23 protein-coding genes are annotated in these 25,594 nt (G+C 43.0%); 8 read left to right on the top strand and 15 right to left on the bottom strand.

Going from position 1 to position 25,594, the window contains the following annotated elements:
* Positions 1 to 2 precede the first annotated feature (2 nt).
* Both mfd and M3I01_RS07810 read left to right on the top strand, forming a co-directional pair.
* The gene (mfd, locus tag M3I01_RS07815; RefSeq protein WP_255895244.1) at positions 3 to 3,416 is read left to right on the top strand and encodes a transcription-repair coupling factor; all 3,414 of its coding nucleotides are present in this window, start codon (positions 3 to 5) and stop codon (positions 3,414 to 3,416) included.
* Positions 3,413 to 4,195 (top strand): hypothetical protein, encoded by a 783-nt coding sequence (locus tag M3I01_RS07810; RefSeq protein ID WP_255895243.1) that lies wholly within the window; start codon positions 3,413 to 3,415, stop codon positions 4,193 to 4,195. The genes mfd and M3I01_RS07810 overlap by 4 nt, the downstream gene beginning before the upstream one ends.
* An 82-nt stretch (positions 4,196 to 4,277) precedes the next feature.
* On the opposite strand, the gene sohB is transcribed toward M3I01_RS07810, so the two are convergent.
* Positions 4,278 to 5,318, bottom strand: a complete 1,041-nt coding sequence (sohB, locus tag M3I01_RS07805; RefSeq protein WP_394358972.1) for a protease SohB — start codon at positions 5,316 to 5,318, stop codon at positions 4,278 to 4,280.
* A gap of 247 nt (positions 5,319 to 5,565) precedes the next feature.
* On the opposite strand from sohB, the gene nhaB reads away from it, so the two are divergent.
* Positions 5,566 to 7,068: a sodium/proton antiporter NhaB gene (nhaB, locus tag M3I01_RS07800; RefSeq protein WP_255895241.1), complete on the top strand. Its 1,503-nt coding sequence runs from the start codon at positions 5,566 to 5,568 to the stop codon at positions 7,066 to 7,068.
* A gap of 86 nt (positions 7,069 to 7,154) precedes the next feature.
* On the opposite strand, the gene dnaQ is transcribed toward nhaB, so the two are convergent.
* Genes dnaQ through M3I01_RS07785 form a run of 3 tightly spaced genes read right to left on the bottom strand, consistent with a single transcriptional unit; the run spans position 7,155 to position 9,045 of the window.
* Entirely contained in the window at positions 7,155 to 7,868 is a 714-nt protein-coding gene (gene dnaQ, locus M3I01_RS07795; protein WP_255895240.1) for a DNA polymerase III subunit epsilon, read from the bottom strand.
* Positions 7,865 to 8,308 carry a ribonuclease HI gene (gene rnhA, locus M3I01_RS07790; RefSeq protein ID WP_255895239.1) on the bottom strand — a complete coding sequence of 148 codons (444 nt, stop codon included), beginning with the start codon at positions 8,306 to 8,308 and terminating at the stop codon, positions 7,865 to 7,867. The genes dnaQ and rnhA overlap by 4 nt, the downstream gene beginning before the upstream one ends.
* Positions 8,305 to 9,045 (bottom strand): class I SAM-dependent methyltransferase, encoded by a 741-nt coding sequence (locus M3I01_RS07785; RefSeq protein ID WP_255895238.1) that lies wholly within the window; start codon positions 9,043 to 9,045, stop codon positions 8,305 to 8,307. The genes rnhA and M3I01_RS07785 overlap by 4 nt, the downstream gene beginning before the upstream one ends.
* A 98-nt stretch (positions 9,046 to 9,143) precedes the next feature.
* Here M3I01_RS07785 and gloB point away from each other — a divergent pair, with 98 nt between their 5' ends.
* Positions 9,144 to 9,917: a hydroxyacylglutathione hydrolase gene (gene gloB / locus M3I01_RS07780; protein WP_255895237.1), complete on the top strand. Its 774-nt coding sequence runs from the start codon at positions 9,144 to 9,146 to the stop codon at positions 9,915 to 9,917.
* Positions 9,918 to 9,971: 54 nt separating this feature from the next.
* Positions 9,972 to 11,621: a LysM peptidoglycan-binding domain-containing protein gene (locus M3I01_RS07775; RefSeq protein WP_255895236.1), complete on the top strand. Its 1,650-nt coding sequence runs from the start codon at positions 9,972 to 9,974 to the stop codon at positions 11,619 to 11,621.
* Positions 11,622 to 11,695: 74 nt separating this feature from the next.
* Here M3I01_RS07775 and ppnP read toward each other — a convergent pair whose 3' ends face one another.
* The 4 genes from ppnP to M3I01_RS07755 all read right to left on the bottom strand — a co-directional run bounded on the left by ppnP (position 11,696) and on the right by M3I01_RS07755 (position 15,162).
* Entirely contained in the window at positions 11,696 to 11,986 is a 291-nt protein-coding gene (ppnP, locus tag M3I01_RS07770; protein ID WP_255895235.1) for a pyrimidine/purine nucleoside phosphorylase, read from the bottom strand.
* A 59-nt stretch (positions 11,987 to 12,045) separates the two neighbouring features.
* On the bottom strand, positions 12,046 to 12,942 hold the full coding sequence (gcvA, locus tag M3I01_RS07765) for a transcriptional regulator GcvA (RefSeq protein ID WP_255896117.1): 897 nt from the start codon (positions 12,940 to 12,942) through the stop codon (positions 12,046 to 12,048).
* A 99-nt stretch (positions 12,943 to 13,041) separates the two neighbouring features.
* Entirely contained in the window at positions 13,042 to 14,388 is a 1,347-nt protein-coding gene (locus tag M3I01_RS07760) for a DEAD/DEAH box helicase (RefSeq protein ID WP_255895234.1), read from the bottom strand.
* A gap of 87 nt (positions 14,389 to 14,475) precedes the next feature.
* Positions 14,476 to 15,162, bottom strand: a complete 687-nt coding sequence (locus tag M3I01_RS07755; RefSeq protein WP_255895233.1) for a DUF1285 domain-containing protein — start codon at positions 15,160 to 15,162, stop codon at positions 14,476 to 14,478.
* A gap of 31 nt (positions 15,163 to 15,193) precedes the next feature.
* On the opposite strand from M3I01_RS07755, the gene M3I01_RS07750 reads away from it, so the two are divergent.
* Positions 15,194 to 16,153, top strand: coding sequence for a hypothetical protein (locus M3I01_RS07750; protein WP_255895232.1), 960 nt, complete (start codon positions 15,194 to 15,196; stop codon positions 16,151 to 16,153).
* On the opposite strand, the gene M3I01_RS07745 is transcribed toward M3I01_RS07750, so the two are convergent.
* Positions 16,146 to 17,156, bottom strand: coding sequence for a glycosyltransferase family 9 protein (locus M3I01_RS07745; protein ID WP_255895231.1), 1,011 nt, complete (start codon positions 17,154 to 17,156; stop codon positions 16,146 to 16,148). The two genes, M3I01_RS07750 and M3I01_RS07745, sit on opposite strands and share 8 nt — an antisense overlap.
* 107 nt (positions 17,157 to 17,263) lie before the next feature.
* Between M3I01_RS07745 and M3I01_RS07740 the strand changes: the two genes are divergently transcribed.
* Both M3I01_RS07740 and M3I01_RS07735 read left to right on the top strand, forming a co-directional pair.
* Positions 17,264 to 17,974 carry a 3-deoxy-D-manno-octulosonic acid kinase gene (locus M3I01_RS07740; RefSeq protein ID WP_255895230.1) on the top strand — a complete coding sequence of 237 codons (711 nt, stop codon included), beginning with the start codon at positions 17,264 to 17,266 and terminating at the stop codon, positions 17,972 to 17,974.
* Complete coding sequence (locus tag M3I01_RS07735; protein ID WP_255895229.1) at positions 17,934 to 18,896, top strand: lysophospholipid acyltransferase family protein; 963 nt, start codon at positions 17,934 to 17,936, stop codon at positions 18,894 to 18,896. The genes M3I01_RS07740 and M3I01_RS07735 overlap by 41 nt, the downstream gene beginning before the upstream one ends.
* A gap of 52 nt (positions 18,897 to 18,948) precedes the next feature.
* Here M3I01_RS07735 and M3I01_RS07730 read toward each other — a convergent pair whose 3' ends face one another.
* From M3I01_RS07730 to M3I01_RS07705, 6 genes are all read right to left on the bottom strand, one after another.
* On the bottom strand, positions 18,949 to 19,935 hold the full coding sequence (locus M3I01_RS07730) for an LLM class flavin-dependent oxidoreductase (protein ID WP_255895228.1): 987 nt from the start codon (positions 19,933 to 19,935) through the stop codon (positions 18,949 to 18,951).
* Positions 19,936 to 20,066: 131 nt separating this feature from the next.
* On the bottom strand, positions 20,067 to 22,415 hold the full coding sequence (locus tag M3I01_RS07725) for a fatty acid cis/trans isomerase (RefSeq protein WP_255895227.1): 2,349 nt from the start codon (positions 22,413 to 22,415) through the stop codon (positions 20,067 to 20,069).
* A 152-nt stretch (positions 22,416 to 22,567) separates the two neighbouring features.
* Positions 22,568 to 23,167, bottom strand: coding sequence for a hypothetical protein (locus M3I01_RS07720; protein ID WP_255895226.1), 600 nt, complete (start codon positions 23,165 to 23,167; stop codon positions 22,568 to 22,570).
* Between the two features lie 66 nt (positions 23,168 to 23,233).
* Entirely contained in the window at positions 23,234 to 23,614 is a 381-nt protein-coding gene (locus tag M3I01_RS07715) for a YacL family protein (RefSeq protein ID WP_255895225.1), read from the bottom strand.
* Between the two features lie 11 nt (positions 23,615 to 23,625).
* Complete coding sequence (gene ylqF, locus M3I01_RS07710) at positions 23,626 to 24,642, bottom strand: ribosome biogenesis GTPase YlqF (protein WP_275565013.1); 1,017 nt, start codon at positions 24,640 to 24,642, stop codon at positions 23,626 to 23,628.
* Positions 24,643 to 24,905: 263 nt separating this feature from the next.
* Positions 24,906 to 25,511, bottom strand: a complete 606-nt coding sequence (locus M3I01_RS07705; protein WP_255895222.1) for an acyl carrier protein phosphodiesterase — start codon at positions 25,509 to 25,511, stop codon at positions 24,906 to 24,908.
* Between the last annotated feature and the right edge of the window lie 83 nt (positions 25,512 to 25,594).

The following is a 25,594-nucleotide window of genomic DNA, read 5'->3' as shown; positions in this document are numbered from 1 at the left end:
ACATGCCACAGACAACATCGATAACGCTAAAGCCCGGCTTCAAGAATTTAATTAGTGGCCTAGACGGCAGCCGCAAAGCATTACAGTTACTTGCTATTGCATCTGAGCACAATTTGCCCATTCTCTTTATGGCCAATACAGTGGGCGAATTAAATGAGCTAGAAGACGAGCTACAGTTTTTAAACCAGAATAAAAATGAGCTACTTAGATTCAGTGACTGGGAAACACTTCCGTACGATGCATTTTCACCACATCAAGACATTGTGTCACAACGCCTAGAAACACTTGCCAAGCTAACAGAAACAAAGAACCCTATCGTCCTCACAACCGTCGCCTCTTGCTTAACTCGGCTTTGTCCAAGACAACATCTGGACGCCCAACGTTTTCACCTAAAAGAAGGCCAAGAGCTTCCATTAGAACAACTGTCTAAAAAGCTCACCAGCGCCGGCTATTTGAATGTTAATAACGTCCATGAACACGGTGAATATGCCATTCGCGGTGCCTTGATGGACGTTTATCCGATGGGTGCGGAAAATCCAATAAGAATCGATTGGTTCGATAATGAAATCGACTCTATTCGCTGGTTTGACACTGAAACTCAGCGCAGCATAGACAAAGTCAGCGAAATAAAAATGCTCCCTGCCAAGGAGTTTCCGACTACATCACAAGGCATACAACAGTTTCGCAAAGCCTTTCGTGAGCGTTTTAATAACGCCCCGCTGTCAAGCCCCATTTATCAAGATATATCCAGCGGCCTGATACCCGCGGGGATCGAATACTATTTGCCTTTATTTTTTGAACAAACCGCGACAGTCTTCGACTATCTTCCTGAAAACACACTCATCATTCGTTCTGATACGTTCAATGAACAGCTTGCCAGCATTCAACTCGACTTCAAAAACCGACACGAGTCACTTAATTACAATATAGAGCATCCTATTTTAAAGCCTGATGAGGTTTGCCTAAAAGAAGACGAACTGTTCGCCGCGCTCAACCAATTTCCTGCTGTGCTCTTTTCATCCTCAGGCGAACATCCACTTTATAAAGCATTAACTTCTGTCAAAATCGAATCAAAAAACGCAGAACCGCTTCACAAACTACAAGATTTCCTGAGCAAAACAGGCACCCGAGCCCTCATCGTTGCTGAATCAGCAGGGAGACGAGAAGCATTACTAGAGTTACTAAAAAAACACAAAATCAAACCAAAGCAAGTTAATGACTGGAAAGCCTTCACTAAATCGACGCACACATTAGCCATTACGGAAGGTAATATTAGCCGCGGCTTTGTCATCGGCGATGAATTAACGCTCATTGCAGAAAGTGAAATACTCGGTGAGCGCGTCTCGCAACATCGTAGACGTAATAAACACAGCAACATCAGTGAAGATGCGATTATTCGCAACCTGACGGAATTAAGAATGAACGCCCCCGTGGTGCACATAGACCATGGCGTTGGGCGTTACCTTGGCCTTACCAATTTACACATTGATGGGCAAGAAACTGAACTGCTCACACTGGGCTATGCAAACGACGCCAAGCTCTACGTTCCTGTTTCTTCATTGCAGCTGATTTCTCGCTATACAGGCGCAGACGAAGATACCGCGCCACTTCACAAACTAGGCACGGACAAATGGAGTGTTGCGAAACAAAAAGCCGCAGAAAAAGCCCGTGATACGGCCGCAGAGCTACTAGAAATTTACGCCCAGCGTGAAGCTCGCGTTGGTTATGCTTTTGCTAAACCAGATGATCAATATGAACTTTTTTCATCCGGCTTCCCATTCGAGGAAACGCCGGACCAGCAAATGGCCATTGATGCCGTAATGCAAGACATGTCATCGAGAAAACCGATGGACAGATTAGTGTGTGGCGATGTGGGCTTCGGTAAAACAGAAGTCGCCATGCGAGCCGCCTTTTTAGCCGTCCAAGATGGCAAGCAAATCGCTGTTCTCGTCCCCACTACGCTTCTGGCTCAGCAACATTACGAGAATTTCTGTGATCGCTTTGCCGACTGGCCAGTTGAAATAGAACTATTATCCCGCTTTCGTTCTGGCAAACAGTCCAACGTATCCATTGATCGATTAGAGTCGGGCAAAGCTGACATTGTAATAGGCACCCACAAGCTAATACAAAGCGGTATAAAATTCGCTAATCTTGGGCTTGTTATCATAGACGAAGAGCACCGCTTTGGCGTGAAGCAAAAAGAACAATTCAAGGCGTTAAGAGCAGAAGTTGACATACTAACGTTAACAGCAACACCAATACCAAGAACCCTCAACATGTCTTTGTCTGGCATCCGAGATTTGTCTATCATCGCCACACCTCCAGCGAAGCGTTTATCAGTAAAAACCTTCGTAAAACAAAAAGATGAGCATCAAATAAAAGAAGCCATTCTACGAGAGCTGCATCGTGGTGGGCAGGTGTATTATTTACACAACGAAGTGCAAACCATTCAAAAAGCCGCCGAAGAATTAGAGGAACTGATCCCTGAAGCACGAGTCATTGTCGGCCATGGCCAAATGCGCGAAAGAGAACTGGAACAAGTCATGTCCGACTTCTATCACAAAAGAGCGAACGTGCTCGTTTGCTCCACCATTATAGAAACCGGCATAGACATTCCTAACGCCAACACCATCATCATTGAACGTGCTGACAAGTTTGGTTTGGCTCAGCTACATCAATTACGCGGCCGAGTAGGTCGATCTCATCACCAAGCTTATGCCTACTTACTCACACCAAATGATCGCAAGGTCACAGGCGACGCCGAAAAGCGCTTGGAAGCCATTACGCTTGCCGACACCCTTGGCGCTGGATTCACTCTAGCCACCCATGACTTAGAAATACGCGGGACAGGTGAACTACTAGGCGATGGACAAAGTGGTCATATCGAGCACGTTGGCTTTTCATTATTTATGGACATGCTCGATAGAGCGGTTAAATCCTTAAAAAATGGCGAGTCGCCTAATGTAGACATCACCTCACCGGCGCAAACTGACGTAAACTTGCGAGTGCCAGCCCTCATTCCAGAGGATTATTTAGGTGATGTACATTCCCGCCTGATTCTGTATAAACGTATTGCCAGCGCAAAAGTCAGCGAAGAACTCAAAGATTTACAGGTGGAAATGATTGATCGTTTTGGACTGCTGCCTGACGCAACAAAAAACCTATTCCGACAAACAGAGTTGAAACTAAAAGCGGAGAGCCTCGGCATCAATAAAATTGAAGCCAATTCAAAAGAAGGCAAAATATTCTTTAACAGTAAAACACCGGTTGATCCAATGAAGCTAATTAGACTCATTCAGACAAAACCCGACACGTATAAGCTGGTAGGGTCTGACACCTTAAAGTTTTTAGCTCCCATGAACAGCGCAGAAGAGCGCTTCCAACAAACGACAAAGACTTTGGAATTATTACATTGAAAACCCTGATTATTAGCCTTTTATCTCTTACTTTATTAAATACACACCTTTTTGCTGACGACGGGGAAATTAACACGGATACAGCCAGAGCCTATGAAGCCCACCTTGTGACCTTCATGTGGCCAGAAGACCAGTCTAGCGAACAAATTAACTACAAAAATGTGCTGTCAACCGGAAACCTCCTACGTCTAACCAAAGACGAGGACGACCAATCAAGTACAGCCAGCAACACATCTGAATCCACTCCCTTTGGTAATATTGAAGGACGACTTGGCAGACACGTTAAAATCTTAGCCAACCAACAATGGACACTGATATTCAAACACCCTGGAGATACCATCAGTAAAACCTTCCATAGCGAGCAAGAGAAAGACGGCTACCCAGAACTTACCGGCAGTATTTCGGTAAAACTAGGACGATATTTGGAGTCAGACATTCGCTACCAGCATTATTTATTTGATAGTTTCACACAGCCAACTACCCAAGGACAAAGCAGCAAGGGGTCCTTTTTTTCTCAAGGAGGAAACACACTCGATACACCAACAGAATTCAAAGAGTTTGATCCAGCATTGGTGCTAACACTGAATCAACGTAATAAAACAGCCAGTAAAAAAGTAAATTACTTAGACCATCCAACCATTGGTACTTTGCTGTATTTTGAGCCAATTGAACTGGAAAATGCGATGGACAAAATTGCACTGCAATCGATGATGCCCGAAACGGGGAAAAGCCTAAACTATGATGAATTGCAAAGCACTAATGAGCTGTCTCTTCAGTAAATAATAACAATGCCAAACACATAAAAAAGGGTGAAATGCAGCGCTGCATTTCACCCTTTTTCTACAGCAAACACGCTGTCAATTAATAACCTCGAGACTGGGTTAACTTCCCAATCCAAGAAACTGCTTTTTGCTCTAATGCAGAAAAAAATGACAATCCTAGGCGCTCTGCCATGCCTTTTGGTTGTTTATAAACAACCTGTATCACGTCAGCATTGGCATAATGAGAAACCAAATACGCATCACTCGTCATCACCACATCAACCAGTTTATTTTCCAAAGCTTCTGAACCGTACCAAGTGTCTCCCGTCGCAATGTCTTCAATATCTAGCTGAGGGCGTTGACTGGAGACAAAACGTTTAAATAAGCCATGCGTGTCTTCCAAATCTTGCTTAAATTTCTCACGGCCTTCCTCTGTATTTTCCCCTAACATGGTTAAGGTTCGCTTATATCGGCCAGCCGTGTGGAGCTCAACATCAATCAGACTTTTATCAAGCAATCTGTGTACATTAGGGATTTGCGCAACCACGCCAATAGAGCCAAGAATAGCAAATGGCGCTGCAATAATTTTGTCAGCAACACACGCCATCATGTAACCACCACTTGCCGCGACTTTATCGACGCAAATTGTTAACGGAATATTGGCTTCACGAATACGCTGCAACTGAGAAGCCGCTAGACCATAACCATGCACAACACCACCACCACTTTCTAAACGAACCACCACTTCATCTTGTGATTTAGCCACACTAAGGATTGCCGTGATCTCTTCACGCATTGTTTCAACGGCAGAGGCCTTAATATCCCCATCAAAATCCAATACATAAAGGCGCTTTTTATCTACCTCATCGGCTTTAGGGGCTTTTTTCTGCGCCTTTTTCTCTAACTTCTCCTTTTTTTTCTTTTCTTTCTCTAAGTTCTTGAGTACTTTTTTGTCTAACAGCTGATGATCTAATTCAGCTTTCATTGCGTCATAGCTTTCATTCAACTTGGTAACAGATAAGCTACCAGGCTGTGATTTACGCTTGCCGCTCGCCATCATCGCTAAAAGAAAACCAATCACCAAAGCGACACTAATTAACTTTAATAAAAAACCCGCATAATCAGTTAAAAATTCCAACATTACCTTCCTCTAAATAGTCATAAGCTCTTGAGATAGTGGGGCTATTTTCATCAATAGCAATGCCTATATTTATTATTCACTATAGATACTGCTTACTATATGTCTTATTATCTGCACACTTTGAAACAGTGTCCCAAAAAACAATAAATATAAAAGAACTAACAAGATTTTTTTACTCACGAACAAGCAGAGAAATCTTGTTATTTTTTTTTGCACATTTTCAGTGCCTTTCTAAAAGGAGCAATCAATGAAACCCTCTCTATCACAAGCGTTCGGAAGGAACTTCCTCGGCGCCTCGCCACTCTGGTATAAACAAATAATCTTAGCGTTTTTGATTATCAATCCCATTGTCCTCGTGACATTAGGGCCATTTGTTGCGGGCTGGCTATTAATAATTGAGTTTATTTTCACATTAGCAATGGCCCTAAAATGCTACCCATTACAACCTGGAGGCTTACTTGCCATTGAAGCTGTTGTGCTTGGCCTCACCACAGCAGAAGGCGTTTATACTGAAGTATCACATAACATTGAAGTTATCTTGTTATTGATGTTCATGGTCGCTGGCATCTACTTCATGAAAGACATGTTATTGTTTATTTTTAATAAGCTCTTAGTAAAAGTAAAATCCAAAGTCGTCATATCGTTAATTTTTAGTTTTTCTGCCGCCCTACTTTCCGCCTTTTTAGACGCCTTAACTGTCACGGCCGTTCTTATCAGCGTTGGCGTAGGATTTTACTCGGTTTATCACAAAGCCGCCTCAGGTCAAAGTTCTAATAAAGCTCATGATCATGCTAAGGATGACTCTATTCTGCCGGTTAATGCAGAAGATCTAAATGAGTTCCGCTCCTTTCTGCGAGACTTACTAATGCACGGCGCTGTTGGTACAGCCCTAGGCGGGGTGTCCACCTTAGTAGGCGAACCACAAAATCTATTAATCGCTAAAGTCGCTGGCTGGGATTTTATCGAGTTCTTCCTGTATGTCGCTCCTGTCTCAATGCCTGTTTTAGTCTGTGGTTTATTAACAGTTGTTGTATTAGAAAAAACAGCCTGGTTTGACTACGGTGCGCAGTTGCCTGACACCGTTCGAGACATTCTGAACAATTTCGAGAAAGAAGAAAGTCAAAAGCACACCAATAAAACGAAAGCGCAACTTATTGTTCAAGGCGTTGTTGCTATCCTTCTTGTGTTGTCCCTTGCTTTTCACGTCGCAGAAGTCGGCTTAGTCGGCTTAATGGTCATTGTTCTATTAACGTCGTTCAATGGCATTATTGAAGAGCATCGTATTGGTCATGCTTTCGAAGAGTCTCTGCCTTTCACCGCCCTACTGGTGGTGTTTTTTACGGTTGTTTCCGTCATTCATTCCCAGCATTTATTCCAGCCTGTAATTGATGTGGTGCTTAATATGCCAACAGAGCGCCAACCTATAATGCTGTTTATAGCCAATGGTTTACTGTCAGCAATCAGCGATAACGTCTTCGTCGCCACCGTCTATATTAATGAGATTAAAGCCGCATTGGATGCTGGCACCATCACTCGCGAGCACTTTGATACATTAGCGGTTGCTGTCAATACAGGTACCAACCTCCCAAGTGTCGCCACGCCTAATGGACAAGCTGCATTCCTCTTCTTATTAACATCAGCCATTGCGCCACTGTTACGCTTGTCTTACGGTAAAATGGTTTGGATGGCTCTGCCTTACACTATCGTACTAAGTATTGTCGGCGGCCTTTGCGTCGTTTACTTATTGTAGATAGTTCGCTTAGCGCAAAAGAACATAAAAAAAGCCCTCTTCATTTGAGGGCTTTTTTTATTTTACACTTTCAATACAAGATAGTATTAATGTTTAATTCGCCATAAAGACTGGCCTGATTTTTTATCAATTAAATCCAGTCGCTCTTCATGCACTTTTAATTCATTTTCATTGGCTCGAATAATTTTCAATGCAGGTCGATCTGGAGAAAAACGTCGGATTTCGCCCAATTCACCTTCTTGCTTAGAATCCGAATCTGAATTATTCGCCAATCCTAAACTGGTTTGCCCACCTGTCATCAACAAATACACGTCAGCAAGAATCTCAGCGTCTAAGAGTGCTCCATGTAATTCTCGATGAGAGTTATCAATGCCGTAACGTCGACACAAAATATCAAGGTTATTTTTCTGGCCTGGGTGTTTTTTTCGAGCATAAACCAAGCTATCAAAAACGCCACACACTTCAGCCGTTTTTGGATAACCGCCCACACGGGCAAATTCATGATCCATAAAGCCAATATCAAACGGCGCATTGTGAATAATAAGCTCAGCGCCTTTTATAAACTCAAAAAACTCTTGAGCAATTTCATGAAAGCGCGGCTTGTCTGCAAGATATTCATTGCTGATACCATGAACACGAAACGCTTCTTCTTCCACTTCTCGATCTGGGTTGATGTAAACATGGAAATGTCGCTTGGTCAGCTTACGACCAATCATTTCTACACAACCAATTTCGATGATTCGGTGGCCTTGTTTAGGATCAATACCGGTTGTTTCTGTGTCGAGAATAACCTGTCTCATGATGCGGCCCTTAACTCTTCAATCCCTTGATTAGCCAGCTGATCAGCAATCTCGTTACCTTCTATACCTGCATGCCCTTTTACCCATTTCCAAGTTACATCATGACGTTGACACTGCTCATCCAACGCCTGCCATAAGTCTTTATTTTTGACTGGCTGTTTTGAAGACGTCATCCAGCCTTTTCGTTTCCAGCCAGCCAACCACTCTGTAATGCCTTTTTGAACATAGGATGAATCAGTATAAAGTGTCACGCTGCATTTCTCCTTTAACGCCCGAAGCCCTTCTATTGCGCCTGATAACTCCATCCGATTATTCGTTGTATCATGCTCGCCACCACAAAGGCGTTTTTCATGTTCTCCGAAGGTAAGCCAAGCTCCCCAACCACCAATCCCAGGATTGCCTTTGCAAGCACCATCTGTGTACATCTCTACCTTTTTCACTCTTTCATCTCTTTTGCGGTTGGTTTTGTTAAGGGGGGCACTCGAACACGAGCACCCGACCAACGAGGTTTTAAGGGTATATAGCGCTTTTCCTGCTTTGTTGCCGTCATAACATAAACGCCACTAAAAGGCAGTTTAAGAGGACTCAATATTTTATCAATCCAGCTAAAGCGCGACCGCCACTTACCACTTTGTAATGGCGGTTCGTAATGAATAAAACGTTTTGTCTCCAAGGTCAAACCGGCTACTTTTAACCAGTCTTCTAAACGTTGATGGGCAATAAAGCGGCCACACCAAGGCGCTTTTACACGCTTTGAAAACAGTCGGCAGAATCCCCATAAGCCCCAAGGATTAAAACCAATAATAATTAATTTACCGCTCGGCAATAACGTTCTTGCTGCTTCCCGTAAATCATCATGAGGCGTGGCTGAAGTATCTAATGCATGATGAAAGACATGAACGTCCACGCCATCTGCCTCAAAAGGCAATTCACAGGCTCTAGCCACAATAGTATTATCGGGGGCACCAAATTCTAGAACAGGCGCAATTAAAATACTCTCACGTAAGCGGTGATTCTTTAAACAGAAATCCCTAAGAGGTGATTGCGTGACTAAATAGTAACCCACCGCGGAGTCGAGCTCAGAGGCAACCTCATCTAACTCTAATTGCAACAGATTATGGCCTAGGTTACTTTGGTACCAATTTTGAAAAAATTGTCTTGATTGATCATCCAACATACAATGAATTCTCTATTTAAAACGGCATGACAGTGCATTTCTTCTTCTTATAAACACGTCATATGAAATACAACAATCTCTATTAAAGTAGACAAATTATGACCATCTTTCCGCTTCCAGCATTCCAAGACAATTATATATGGATAATCCAAGATAAAGATAGTTCACACGTTTGGGTTGTCGACCCTGGTTCGGCCGACGTGGTTTTGAGCTATTGCAACGAACACGAGAAAAAAATAGCCGGTATTTTAATTACTCACCACCACAAGGATCATACTGGTGGCGTAGCAGAACTCAAGCATCATGCAAAATGCTCGGTTTATGGCCCTGAACATCTAAAGGAGCTGGTTACTCATCCTGTCCATGATAGCGATACTGTTTCTATTTTTTCACAGATATTTCAGGTGATAGCGACGCCAGGTCATACCCTAGACCACTTATGCTATTTTTCAGAGCAGAACCCCCCCGTGCTGTTTAGTGGTGACACTTTATTCAAAGGTGGCTGCGGACGCATAATGGAAGGAACCCACAAACAAATGCTGGAGGCTATGACAAGAATCTCATCGCTGCCTGATAATACCCTAATTTATTGTACACACGAATACACATTGGCCAACTACCGTTTTGCCTTATCCTTAGAGCCTAAAAATAAGGCGCTCATTGATAGCAATAACGCAAGCCAAACACAACGTTCGAATAACCAACCTACATTGCCCACAACATTGAGCTTAGAGAAAAAAACTAACCCTTTTTTGAGAAGCCATAATGAGTCTCTTAAAAATCAAGCAGCTCAACAACTTAATGAAATTCCAGCCAACAATTCCATTGCTTCTTTTAGTCAAGTAAGGCGTGCTAAAGATAGTTTTAGTTGACCTCTATCGCCACACCCTTAAAATGTCCAAACTTTATTCAATTTTGTGACCTTCATGACATATAAATTTTTCTGGGTTTGCCTTGTTAGCCTAACCTTAAGTGCCTGCCAAACCGCCTCTAAAATCGAGAAAAACAATACATCTGCGGATCTTTTAGAACCAGCAGAAGAAGTCGATATGGTAGAAGCTGACACCGAAAAACTCGGTTTCATCGACACAGTGCCTCCAGTCAACGTAACAGAAGAAACGCCTGACGAGGAACCTATTGAACCCGTTATTGCGGCAAGCAAGCCAAAAATTCCAGACGATCTTTGGGATAGAATCCGAGCTGGATATCAGATGGATATTGACTTAGATCGCCCTAGACTGTCATCTCAATTACGTTGGTTTAGCTCTCACCCATCTTATCTAGATAGAGTATCAAAACGTGGTGAACGCTATCTTTATTATATCGTCGATGAATTAGAGAAAGCGGGCATACCAACAGAGATTGCTTTGCTTCCGATTGTAGAGAGTGGTTTTGATCCTTTTGGGTACAGCCATGGTCGCGCCTCTGGACCTTGGCAGTTTATTCCGTCAACGGGCCAAATGTATGGCTTGGATCAAACATGGTGGTATGACGGTCGAAGAGACATAATAGGCTCAACCCAAGCCGCCATTGCTTACCTTACTCGCTTGCACAAAATGTTTGATGGAGACTGGTTACATGCACTTGCCTCTTACAACTCTGGAGAAGGCACCGTACGCAGAGCCATTAGAAAGAACCAAAAAGCAGGGAAGCCAACGGACTTTTGGTCTCTAGACCTTCCTAGAGAAACTCGTGCTTACGTTCCAAAACTTATCGCTCTAGCAAAAATCATTAAAAACCCAGAAAAGTATAATTACTCAACGTATTTCATCCCAAACAAACCTTATTTCGATGTCGTCAACATTGGCGGACAACTTGATCTAGCGCAAGCCGCTGAAATGGCAGGAGTCAGTATCGATGAAGTGTATCTATTAAACCCAGGCTTCAATCAATGGGCCACTTCTCCAGATGGTCCTCACAGACTTCTTATGCCTATTAGTAAAGCTAAGCAATTTCGAACCAAGCTTGCTGAAATCCCCAATAAAGAACGTGTGACATGGGTTCGCTATACAGTAGAGGCAGGTGATAATTTATTATTGGTTGCAAAAGAGCACAACACTACCGTAAACGTTCTACAGAACGTCAACAAAATATCTTCAACCATGATCCGCGTTGGCCAAGAATTGATGATCCCTGTTGCTGGTAATAAAATAGAAAGCTACACATTAAGCTCTCATCAGCGCCTATTAGCCAAACAGTCGCGCGCGCCAAATCGAAATCGGATTAAAATAAACTATACTGTCAACCCTGGTGATAGCTTATGGCTGATTTCAAACAAATACGACACAGACAGCAAAACACTCGCTCGCTGGAACAACATGGGCCTTGGCGACCCTCTTATTCCTGGAAAGAAGCTTGTTGTTTGGCTCGAACCTAAACAGTCAGAAAAAAGCACACGCAGTGTAATGAAAAAAGTAGTCTATACGATTCGCTCTGGTGACTCTTTAGCCTTAGTTGCTAATAAATTCAAAGTGTCTATCAATGATATTCGAGACTGGAATCCTAACGTGGGCAGCAAAAAATACGTTCAACCTGGAGATACGGTAACGTTATTGGTTAATGTCGTGGGTGGCTAACCATCGGTTATCAATAAAAACACCGCACAAAAAAGGGCTGATTCAATCAGCCCTTTTTTATATTTTAAAAAAAATTATTCATAACGACAAAGATAAGCCGTCGTTTCTTTCACGTTAACCTGAAAACTCTGGTTTGCTTCGACAATAAACGTATCGCCTTTCACAAATACTTTCCAGCTATCTGAAGATGGCAGTTTAACCATCAAGGCACCAGATACGACTGTCATGTATTCTCTTTGGCTCGTACCAAATTCATACTCACCAACAGCCATCACACCAACGGTTGATGTTCCTTCTTTATTATCCAATGCAATGGATTTTACTTTATCATTAAAATAGCTATTAACCGTTAATGCTGTGCTCATATATAAACTCTCATTTACATTTTTAAAAATATGTTGTGATGCTCTGATAAGAGATACCGCTAAGTATTTTTATTACCTACCATCTCCTCAATAATCCATTCTTTAAAAGCCGACATCGCAGACGTCACAGAGCGACGTTTTTCATAAACTAAGTAAAACGATCGATTGGTGATCAAATGCTGATTAAACAATACTTTTAACGTTCCCGCTTCAATCTCCGGCATAATTAACTCAGGATCAGTTAACGATATACCCAAACCTTGCGCCGCTGCACCTGCCGTTAGAGAACCACTAGAAAACATCAAACCACGACGAAATAACTTAGGATCTAGATCGTGCTGCTGCAACCAATCATGCCACTCGTCTTTTCGCTTCGTCACATGCAAAAGAGGGTAAAAACGCATATCTTCTGGGATGTTAATAGGTTGATCGGCTTTAATTAATTTAGGATTACACACAGGCGCCAATCGGGCTGGACGCAAATAATATGTCTCGACATCGTCCCAATCACCACTACCAAAATAAACCGCCATATCAATGTCATTGGCAGAAAAATCAATCAAACCGGTGGATGAACTAATTTCAATCTGAATATCGGGATAACGATCTTGAAAACGTTGCATTCTTGGCATTAGCCAACGCGTAAGAAAAGCGGGGGCGACGGCCAATCGAAGTGAGCCAGTTTTTTGCTGGCTTTTTAATTCTGATGTCGCATTTTCCAACTGCTCAAAAATACTTTTGATTGGCTTTAAGTAAGATTCCCCAGCTTCCGTTAATATTACTTTGCGCTTAGTCCGTCGAAATAATTCAAGGCCTAGAAAACTCTCTAAGCCTTTAATTTGATGACTAATTGCCGAAGGTGTAACAGACAATTCCTTGGCTGCTTTATTGAAGCTGCCATGACGGGCAGCGGATTCAAAACACCTTAGTGAATTTAATGGGGGTAAACGATTAATAAGCTCATCTCCAATAGATAAGAAAGATTAACCAATAGCGTGAATGCGGCTCATCTGTCAATTAATAAACACAAACGCTTTAAACAAGTGACTAAACGACTAGTCTTCATCACCCATATCATTTTTTACGTCAAAACGTTTTGGAGGCAACTTAAACGCCTCAAAACCATCTTTTTGCTGGCTATCATGAAAGCGTGCTTTTCCTTGTGTCTTTTTAGACGATTTCTTAGGCGCTCCGCTTTGCCCTTTCGCATTGGTTTTTTTGTTAGCCTGAACCGCTGGTTTCGGTGGCGCTAAACCTTTAAATTTTGGCTCTAACCCTTCAACTACTTCTGTTGAAAACGTTTTCTGCAAGAAGGCTTCTACCGCCTTAAAGTTAACCCAATCCTTTGGGCCAACCAAAGAATAAGCATCACCTTTAAAACCTGCACGGCCTGTTCTGCCTGTTCTGTGGACAAACTCTTCTGCTTGCTTGGGTAAATCAAAGTTAAAGACATGGGACACGCTCGCAATGTCTAGGCCTCGAGAAGCGACATCCGTACTCACAAGCACATCAAACTGCCCTCTTGCAAAACTGTCCATTGTTTTATTACGTGCACTTTGAGACAAGTTTCCATTCAGTGCTTGGGTACTTAAACCCCAACCAGCCACAATCTCTGACAAACGAATTGTATCGCTTTTCGTCGCTGTAAAGACGATCGCCTGCTTAATGGTTTGCCCTACTAGAATATGCTTTAGTAACGCTTCTTTATGATCTAGATGATCACAAAGCAACACATGTTGTGTGATGTCTGTGTGCTCATCAAACCCTTGACCGATCGCAACACGTGAAGGCTCGCGTAATAACTCGCTCGCAATTCCGCTTACTTCTGTATTATCCAGCGTTGCTGAAAAGAATAAAGTTTGACGCTGGCGATGACTGGCCGCCACGTTAATCGCTCGCATGGCCTCCGCAAAACCTAAGTCCAGCATGCGATCCGCTTCATCTAAAATAAGCAGCTCTAGTCCATCGAGAAAAAGATGGCGTTGTTTTAAATGGTCAACCAAACGGCCTGGTGTCGCGACAATAAAATGTGGATCTTTTTGCAAGAGCTTATGTTGATCGTTAAAATTTTCGCCACCTTGGATAAGGATCGAAGTAAAACGACTGGACGCCAACAAAAGGCGCAACTGACCATACACTTGCTTTGCAAGCTCACGAGTAGGTACCAAAACCACCACACGTGGGTCACGTTTGGACAAGGCTTTTTTCTTATAAACACGATGTAACGCAGGCAAGAGGTAAGCGAGTGTTTTACCTGAACCTGTTTTTGACGACGCTAATAGGTCTCTTCCAGCCATAGCTTCTGGAATAGCGCGAGTTTGAATCTCTGTCGCTTCATCAAACCCCAAATGACCAATGGCTTTTAAAATGCGATTATCAAAACCAAATTCTTCGAATAACAAAAAAATACCCCTTTAACACGAATAAACACACGTAAACAGATTGTCACGCTTAATTCGCGCATTATAACCTAGACACACTAAAATCCGTTATTCATCTTGCAATAAAAAATAGGTTTTACCCGCACTTATTATGCCCATTCCAACACCCTCAGGCGTATCAACAGGTTCAAGGCTGTCTACCACTCCATAATAGACGTTTCGACCTACCAACGCCTTCATACCATAGCGCATAGAAACATAAGGGCGCTCTTCACCTAAATATGACGCCATCCATAGATCGCTATCAATACCAAGCAACAAAACATCCTCTGTTTGTGTTTTAAATTCGATCGTACGACCCTGCTCGGTTTCTACCCACTGCCAAGCAGTCACAAGAAAAGGCGCATCTTCGACTTGAATCCGAACCTTCTCAACAGGCGTCACCAAAAAATACTCGCCAGCGTCAAACCATAGTATACGGCTAAACATCGTCACCATTGCAGGACGCTTAATCTTGCCACCTTCATGAAACCATTCCCCATTCGCTTTGATGACAAGATCCATATCACCACAAAAAGGCGGGCTCCAAGTATGAACGGGCGGCAGACTAGAAGCCGCGGTGGTTGGTAAACCCTTTAAATCAATATTTGACATAGAACCCTCTCTCTTGGCCTTAAGCCCATTAGCCAACCTCACTTCATCTACAATATTATTCAACTTCAAGGCAAAGCCTTGAATTGATTTCACTGTTAGAATACAAGCATCAAACGAACTTACTGAGGTACAGAACGACATTATCTGCCTCATCTACTTAGAGTGTGACATTATGAAATCGCAATTGGCAACAAAGTTTCAAGACCCTAGTCGAGGTGTTTACTTTATTGGTACAACACCACCACGATCCTCTCTCGACGAAGAACAGCTTGTACAAATAAGCCAAAAACTGCTTGAGCGCTTAGAAGGGATCGATGTAGATGGCTTAATTGTTTATGACATACAAGATGAAACAAGTCGTATAGATAAGCCTCGCCCTTTTCCATTTATGGAAACTCATGACCCAAGAGCATGGTCGAAACGACTTCACCAACAATCAAACAAACCTGTTATCACTTATAAATCGGTATCATCTCGCAGTTCAGAAGCATTTTCAGGCTGGTTAACAGAAGCGTGGGAAGAGTATGGTATTCGTGATTTGGTTCTTGTTGGCTCTCCATCATCAAGTGGTGACATTAAATTACCCTTGCCACAAGCCTATGAAGCACTCAAAAAGTCACCTCATAACTTCAACTTGGGCGGCGTTACCATTGCAGAACGCCACGCCAAGAAAGGCGACGAGCATTTACGTCTTTTGAAAAAATCTGAATCAGGGTGTGAATTCTTTATTTCTCAAGCGGTTTACAACCACCAAGCGACAGCCGATTTAATCAGCCGTTATGCAAGAACCTGCAAAGAAAAAGGTGAAACACCAAAGCGCATTATTTTGACGTTTACGCCTTGCGGTAGCGCAAAAACACTCGAATTCATTGAATGGTTAGGTATCTCTGTGCCAGACGCAACCAAGCACCGCATATTAGATGCTCAAGCACCACTCGATGAATCCATCAAAATTTGCCGTAATGCTCTAGAACAAATTATAGAAACCGCACTGCCGCTTGGTGTTCCACTTGGCTTAAATATTGAGAGCCTAACCAACAGAAAAGAAGAAATTGACGCCTCTATCCAGTTATTCAAATTACTAAAGGCAACTCTGGACCTTAAACTAGCAGAACAATTACTGGCTAAATAAGCGCATCCAGCTGAGCCAAAACGTGATCTACACGAATACGCTGCATGGCCCTTGGGTCATGCACTCGTGTTGACCAAGGCAACTCTGCAATTGGCTTCTGATACTCTTTCTCTACCAATTCTTCATAAACACTAACGACCTTATCTAAATCCCGATATGGCCCCGTTCGCTGAGGATTGGAATGAGCATACAACCCAAGTACAGGGGTTCCCACTAAGGTAGACATGTGCGCAGGCCCAGTGTCTGGACTCACCACAAGTGACGCCCCCTTTAATACAGTCAGCATCATATTAAGTGGCGTTTTACCAACCAAATTACGAACCTGCTCACCTCGATCAGCGATAATTAACTCTGCAAAGCTAGCCTCGTCGGCTGAAGGCCCACCTGTAATAACAGGGAGAATGCCTTTCTCTAACAAGCGATCTAAAACCGCTTGATAACCTTCTATCGTCCAATTTCGATCCGCTTTAGAAGCCGAGGGATTAATCACCACATAGCGATCTGGCAGATTAAAATTCACTTCTGGCAACGATAGCTCACAAGGCAATGACGGCTGAGTTACTCCAAGTACGCTGGCAATAGACAAAAAAGAGTCCAATACATGCTCGCCTTGTGGCTCAGGAGCAAGCTCATTCACAAACCAATGCTGCTTCTCTCGCGAATGTGACAACGCAAAACCGACTCGTCTTTTTGCCTTCACCATCCGCGATACTAGACTGGCCCGAAAAGACCACTGTAAATGCAACAACACATCGAAAACTTGATTTTTAAGTTGAGAACGCAACGCCAGCAAACCAGAAATACCACTTTTTTTATCGTACTCGACAACCCGAACACCATCTAGCAAACGCACAAGATTTGCTTCTAACGGCGAAGTAACCCAAGTCACCTGCATCAATGGATGGCGCTTCATAATAGATTGAACCACAGCCATGGCATGGCACACATCCCCCAAAGCCGATAACCGAATCACTGCCAAATGCTGAATATTCTCTTGTTGCATGTATTCCTCTAGGGCTGCTTAAATTCAGCAAGTATTATAGAATAGTCGCTGTTGAATGTGTCCAAATTTATAGGCACAACAAAGAACACCTTAATGAAGCGAGCCGCATGCCACAAACCATCAAAATATCGCCTACCACAATATTGTTAAAAAGTGATCAAACCCTTCCCATAACCCCCTTATGGTTTGACCCTTCGTTCTGGCAATCACAAAACGCACTAACAGGAACAGGTAGCGGACGCGGCGAAGTTTGGTTTATTAATGCCCCATTGGGAAAATTTGTCATTCGTCGTTATCGACGAGGCGGCCTGATTGCGAAATTCAATAAAAGCCGTTTTCTTTTTACAGGGCAAAAACACACACGCCCTTGGCTAGAATTAAGTTTATTAGAACACATGCGCTCACTAGACTTACCTGTTCCTCGTCCTATCGGCGGTCTATATACAGTCGAAAAAGGGTTTTATCAGAGCGCACTACTAACCGAAACCATAGCAAACGCCAAGGACCTTTTTGATCTCATCAAAGATGGCGACAGCAAAAACATAAATTGGCATGAGATAGGAGCCGTTATTAAACGCTTCCATGACCAAGGTATTTATCACTCAGATTTAAACTGCCATAACATCATGATTGATCAAGATGATAAAATCTGGCTCATTGATTTTGACAAGTGCGAGCGACGATCTCATGATGAAAATTGGAAGCTCGCCAATATTGATAGATTAAAGCGTTCCTTGGACAAAGAAGACAAACTGCACACAAAATTCGATATTACTGATGCGCAATGGCGCAACTTTTTGGAAGGCTACCGTGGCTAAAAAGACAACAACTCTAGACAAAAGCATCACCCACCTTTTAGGCCCCAAACACTGGCTAACGTGGAGCCTTATGGGCGTCGCCTATTTATTAAGCTTTTTGCCTTGGTCTCTGCAGCAAGGACTGGGGAAATACCTTGGGCGCCTGCTCTATTCAATTGCCAAAAGACGTCGACACATTTGTGATGTTAACCTAAAAATTTGCTACCCAGAAATGACTGACATTGCACGCAAAGCCCTGACAAAATCACATTTTGAAAGCATGGGTAAAGGTACGATTGAGACTTTTTCCTCTTGGTTTCAAGACCAAAAGAGGTTTCAATCAAAAACCACTTTTGAAGGACAAGAGGTCGTTGACAACGTCTTGGCTAAGGGCCGCGGATGCATACTAATAAGCGGACACTTTTCCTCCCTCGACATTTGCGGAAGCCAGATGCCGCGTTTTATGGATGTCCACCCCATATACAAGCTGCAAACCAATCCGGTAATGAACTGGGTAATGGAACGACAGCGCCAAGCTATTTTCTCCAAAACCATTGAACGCACTAACATGCGAGAAGTTCTCAAGTCTTTGAAGCAGAACAAAGCGGTTTGGTATGCAGTTGACCAGGACTATGGCCGAAAAAACTCGGTCTTTGCGCCTTTCTATGGCCGCCAATGCGCAACAATTGCCCACATCGGACGCATAGCAAATATGACAAATGCGCCTGTGGTGCTTTACGACTATGGCAGAACAAAAAATGGCTATCACCTCAGTCTTACGGAAGTCGAAAACTACCCAAGCCAAGATGATATTGAAAATGCCACTAGGATAAATGAGCTAATGCAAGCCGTTATCGAACCCAAAAAAGAACAATACTTTTGGACTCATCGCCGATTTAAAACGCAAGTCATCCCCGATACTCCTTCTCCTTACGACAAATAAATGAAAAAGCCACTGGAGTACCCAGTGGCTTGTTGAATTTCATCGCAATCGATCACACCAGACTATTTCTAACCTCAGCCATCAAACGTAATGATTTCAATCTTGCCTCGGAATCATGAATGGGCATAGAAACAATAAGCTCATCAACCTTTGTTGACTCTAAAAAACGAGACAGCTGAAAGGCAACAGACTCTTTCGAACCAACCACCGCGAATTGCAACATATGCTCTACCATGTGTTTTTCACTCGGTGACCATATTTCGTCCATTGACTCAACGGGTTTAGCAAAGGGCACATTGCGATTGCGACGCAAATTCACAAATTGCTGCTGAGCAGAGGTAAATAAATATTTCGCCTCTTCATCCGTGTCCGCTACAACCGCCATCACGCCTGCCATAGTATGAGGTTTTGGGTTTTGCTCTGACGCTTTAAAATTACGACGATACACAGTAAGCGCTTGAATCAATTGATCTGGAGCAAAATGAGACGCAAAGGAGTAAGGTAAACCGAACTCTGCGGCGACTTGGGCGCTGTATAAGCTCGACCCTAGCATCCATATAGGAACGTGAGTATTCCAACCAGGGACTGCCATTAACCCCTGCTTGCTACTACCCAGTAGACGCTGCAACTCCAGAACATCATCAGGATAACTGTCTACGGACGCATCCATGTTACGGCGCAGCGCTCTTGCTGTTTGCATGTCGGTACCCGGAGCACGACCTAAACCTAAATCAACACGGTTAGGATATAGCTCGGCTAAAGTACCGAACTGCTCCGCAATCACCAAAGGGGAATGATTTGGTAGCATAACGCCACCAGAACCAATGCGAATTTTTGACGTTGCTGAGCCAAGATAAGACAGCACAACGGATGTCGCAGAACTGGCAACCGCCGCCATTCCATGATGTTCAGCCAACCAAAAACGCAAATAATTGTTTTCTTCAGCGGCTATTGCCATTTTACGGCTCATCGCTAAAGAATCCGCAACAGAGCAACCGTCAGCAACCGGCGCCAAATCAAGAATAGAAAAAGGAATCATAATATTTTCCACTAACAGAGTGTTCTAACAATAAAGAATACCTAGTATTTTGGGCTCACAAAGAACAGATACAAGTACTCAATATTGCAGATAATGCAGAAGCGCTAGCAATCGCCAGCGCAGCCTATTTTTCATCTGTTTTCTAGTCGATTATAATCCAGAATACCACTTTCTCTTGGACGATCCTGCCGATTAAAATTAGCAATAGCATCGCTTACAAACCAAAAATTCGGGTGCGTTCTTCGAATTCCAAAGCCATCCAAAAGGTCTGAATAATTTTTTCGTGTTTTTAGATTCGCAACTTGATTTGCCCAATCAATTAACTCACTTTCTTCTACCTGCATTAAGGCATTAGGGTAATCCCCAAGAACCCCTTTTACTAAAGTAACGCCATCTTCAGCAGGTAACCGAGCCGCCTCTTCGTCCAGTAGACTCGAAATATTTGCATGCGCCTTATTGTGAATCATACTAATAACGTCCATAGGAACGCCTTGCTTAGTCACCAAAACAGTCACTACATTAGGTAAAAAAGCTAGGCCATCACCACGTTTGGCCTGAAGTCGATATAAGGCTTTACGCTGATTCGGAGAAAGCTTACTTTGCTCAAGGTCGTAATCATGGTCCAGCACCTTGGCTAATTTTTTTCGTAGCATCTCGTACAATTCAGACTGATGATCATCGGTCTCATACGAAATTTTAGACTGTCGATCTATTTTAATGTAATCACTAAAAATGTAGTTTTTAATCGTTTCATTGGCGTCTCGATACCAATATTTTCGGATAGACTCACGGTCCTCTTTTGGCAATAGAAGCAAGAAATTCATCTCACCCTCCATCCTTAGAAAATCCATGTACAAACGAGTAACCAATTGGTGGCCCACATTGCCATACACATCAAAGCCCGCCACCAATAAATAATGAATTCGCTCTAACAACGGGTAATCTATTACCCAAGCTGTTTTAGGATGCTGCCCTACCATTCCCTTGACAACAGAAGCATTGTCAAAATGACGAAAAATAGTAAGTGCCGCATTTTCATTATTGCCATCACCATCCCAAATCAAACTTAAATCTATTGGTACTTTTTTACCCACTTCACTTTCAAACAGAGCCGCTTTGGCCGATAAATAAGACTTTTGCTGCTCAGAAAAGCCAATCCAAGACGCCGGATTCAAAGTAGTACTTGATCCCACCGCCGGTAAGTCTAAATCCTGAACTTGATCTTCTAGATAGTCGGCAGAGCCTTTGTTATGAACGACTTCTGGATCAATGAAATACACCCAAAACTGCTCATTAATGACATTTACCGCGACTTGACCACGACAAACTGGACCTTTTATAAACGCCATAATGGTTTTTTGAGAGTGATCCAACAAGAATCGATAGCGCGCATACGCCGGTATTTCACGAAAAGCTTTGAACGGGTTCGTCGCCACTTTAGCGTCATACCCTGGATCTTTTGTTACCTTATAATCTTCACCATAAAAATATGACATCCAACGTAAATAACGCGCCTCATCCAACTGCATAGGAATATGGTTTTTTTGGACCTTTACTTCTGGGTCAAGCCAGAACCGATAATAAACATGATCCACGCCCGGAGCGTCATATGGCCGACGAGTCGCAATACGATCAATAGGTTCGCCCGGTGGCGTTTTTGAACGAACCAACTGAAAGCGATAGTCCTCACCATCATCAAGATACAAACTATATAAATACAAATGTTCATAGATATAACGAGAAATTAACTGACCTTTTAAGTTATCGCTATTTAATCGCGATTCCCATAACGCCACTTGTTGCTGAACGTTTTCAGGTGCCAGCTCGGCTTTTGGCATCTTTCCACCTTTCGCCAACCAACGCGTTAATACATTGTATTCATTGGCATTAAGAGCAGGAAGGCCATAAGGCATCCCCCAATTAGGATAGTCTTTTTCGAATTGTTGATACTCTTCAACACTCACGCATTGCTGGTCACGAGCAAGTGAAAAATCATAGTCATCAGACAAAACTGGCTGAGTAAACGCCCCCTGTTTTTTACGTAAAGCGATAGTTCTGTACAACAAGCTGCCCTGTAAGTTAGCCGATGGCGATTGTTCACGCTCATTTAATACAGGATGGAAACCTTTCACCCGCCACTCTTTAGTCGTTTTGGCATCAATGAATAAACGAGTGGGAGAAGATGCCAACAAACGAGTACCATCATAAACAAGCTCTTTTGAACCACCTCGCTCAACCCCCTCAGAAGCTGTAAACTTCAACTGGCATGGTGCATCGTAACAAGCATGACAAGAGACACAACGACTGTCTAAAATGGGCCTTACCTGTTCATTATAAAAAACCGTATCTTCTTCACTCAACTCACTAATACGGTTCGCAGGATCTTCCGACCCAAACACCGTATCAAATTGATGCGTCGCATAAGCCGCACAGCCAGAAATGAGCACAAGCAAACAAAGAAGAGTCAGCCACCGAGACATAAAAAGGTTCCTATTTTTCGTTTTATCTTATTCGCGAAGCACTTCATCCATGGAATCACAGAAAGTCAGCGGCCTGTCAGACTTGAGAGAATAACACACATAAAAAAACGCCTATTTAGGCGTTTTATCAAATCGCATTCGTAAATCAGTATTCACTCATCATCAACGATGCCGTCATCGGGATAGTCGTCCGATAACTCATAAGCATCGTCACCCATAGCATCATTTGCTAACAATAATGCTTCTTCGTAGGCGCCGCCAAATTCGATACGAGTAATATCATATAAATCGTATTCAAAAGTATCATCAAACCAACGAGCATCAGAGCCAATTTCTTCAAGCTCATAAGTCACTGCATCGGCACGAATTACACGACCAATCTCACAGCTATCCGGTTCAATCTCTTCGCGATGAAGTGTTACCAATCCAAATTCTTCACTGATGTCGATGAGCAATACAGCCAAATCGAGGAGCTCGACTTCTGGATCAACCACCTTTTCACCACGAAGTGCTAAAACTTTCTTCTGAAAATCATTAAAAGGAGCCGGATGTGCAAAATCGCTAATGTCTTCCAGAAATAGAACTTGATAACCATTAAGTCGGACACTGTCATCCACTATTTGGAGCAAAACCATTTCTTCGTTGGCATCCACAACAAAACCGTCAGTCCAGCTATCCGGACCGTCCAATTCTTCACGAAAAATGCGAACAACATTATTTCGAGTACGTGCTTTTTCCAATTCGATGAGCATATTGGCTTCCTAAAAACATATTAAAATAAACACAGCTAGTGTAAACCCAGCCAGCAAAAGGAACAACTACTGCAGAACTTCATGCCAGTTTTCAATCATATTAATTAGATCTTCTAAGCCACATTCTGCTTGAATACCATCTGTCGACGTTTGATAAAAACTTTCTTGGGAATCAAACATCGCTTTTATCTCTTCTTCCGCCGAATCTAGATCAACCTGACGAGAGACAGACACACCTTCCTCACTCAAAATAACATCAAAAGGACCGTGTTTAAATTCAGTCGTTTCTTTTTCATTTTCAGCTAAACGGGCCGCCATTAGTACTCGCTGAATAGCGTCCAAATCACGTACATAGTCAGAGACCCATTCACCAATCGCAGCGAACTCGTACCCTGTGTAAATACGATAAGCATTTTCGTCCTGATCAAAGGCAATTTCATAATCCATGACCGTGAACCTCACTGTTTTTCATCTAAATTCTCATTTTGATTGGTGACTGATGCTTGGTCTGCTGACTGAACTTGACTATTACGATAAGCAAGATTGCTCGCTTGCTGACGCTGAGGAACCGCAGCGGCCAATCGCGCCAACCGAGCGGCTTCTTTTTTTGCCTTCGCCTCTTCAACCAAGCGCTCTTCAAGCGCAATCATTTCTGGTGTTTCCATCACGTAAGGCCCAATGGCTCCGGTCCTTACATCATTCAAAAAAACTTCTGCGGCCTTATGCATATCGACCTTGCCCCCCGATCTCAACGCACCTCGCTTAGATCCGATAACTTTAAGTACATCAAAAGGGTCAGAAGGAACTTCCTTTAACTTGTAACGGGTAACAAGTGAGTCCAAATAGTCCGCGATAAAAAACTTCAAACCAACTAAGGCAACATCTTCATAATCGATGGCGGTATCACGCACGGCCCCAGTCACCGCCAAACGATAACTGGCATCAGGGTTTTCGATTTTTGGCCACAAAATCCCAGGCGTATCCAACAATTGAAAACCATTGGTTACTTTCAATTTTTGTTGTGACTTAGTGACCGCAGGTTCATCGCCCACTTTCGCTACACGACGCCCCAATAACGCATTCATCAAGCTGGACTTTCCAACATTAGGAATACCAGCAATCATCGCTCGAATTGGCTTTTCTGCACTACCTCGATGAGGAACCATCTGGCTCACCCACTGACTTATCTTTGCTACATCCGCCTTATCCAATGTAGAAAAAGGGTGCGCCAAAATGGTCTCATTATCACGCCAATGCTCTAACCATAAGTCTAGACGAACTTTATCCGCTAGATCTTTTTTATTAAGAAGGCGTAAAACAGGAACCTCCCCACGTAATGTATTAAGCATAGGGTTCTGGCTGGAATCAGGAATACGGGCATCCAACACCTCAATAACAATATCTACTTGCGTCATGACTTCTTCGATTTCTCGACGCGCTTTATTCATGTGCCCTGGATACCACTGAACGCTCACCCTAACTCCCCTTTATGACCAAGTCTTTTTCGGTGGCGGATTCTACCACAAGTTCCGCAAAGATAGAGAAAATACTACACGCCAATAGAATGAGTTTAATTTTAGCGATCTCGCCTAATCTGACTTAAATCAAGGCGGCACAACACAAACCATCTATAATCATTATTCCAGTTAAGCGAAAGCGAGGAATCTGCACCAAACTTCTCGTTTATCTGGTTGTTCTCTCGATCGGGCCAACTATGACTTAACAGTTAAAAGGCCCATTAGCCGAGGCTGTGTGTGGCCTCGGCTTTTTTCATTTCGCCTTGCACGTAATCCAGTAAGTCTGGGTATAGCGCTAAAAAAGGTGCTTCCGCCTGAGCAATCACTTCTGGTAAATCATCCAAGAAATACTGCAAGTGCTCGCCATACCGCCAACGCCGCATAATAGAGTAAATCGCTTTTTCCACGCCCTCTAGCGTGCCTAAACTGGAAAGCCAATTATCATCTTCTAATGAACTAATCATATTTCTTAGACGATCAGGACTTCGATATTTATCTTTCACTAGACCCAGAAGCGCTTGATCACAAAAGATCGTCAAAGACACTGAACTAAAGCGTTTCCAATTTTGTATTAACCAATAATCCATTACGATATCCTGTACAATTCCAGCAAATCTGCGACGCCCTTTTCGTGGCATAGAACGAAACAGAACACTCGCCTCATGTTGATCGACCATCACATCAACTTGTTGATGCAAACGCCAACCCGCCAGTAAGTCAGAGTCCAATTCACTCACATCAACAGGGAAATCGCCAAGCAAATTTCCGACCCAAGACGTATTAGTGATAGAAGCTATGTGTAGGTGCGCGAAATAATTCATTTTCATCAACATTCTTTTAATTATATTATTTTAAATAAAACACATATATTGTCTAAAAGCGTCAGCATCACACAGTCTTGCTGTCTTTT

The organism is Marinomonas maritima (genome assembly GCF_024435075.2).
GTDB lineage: Bacteria > Pseudomonadota > Gammaproteobacteria > Pseudomonadales > Marinomonadaceae > Marinomonas > Marinomonas maritima.
This window is presented reverse-complemented; position numbering and strand designations above follow the sequence as displayed.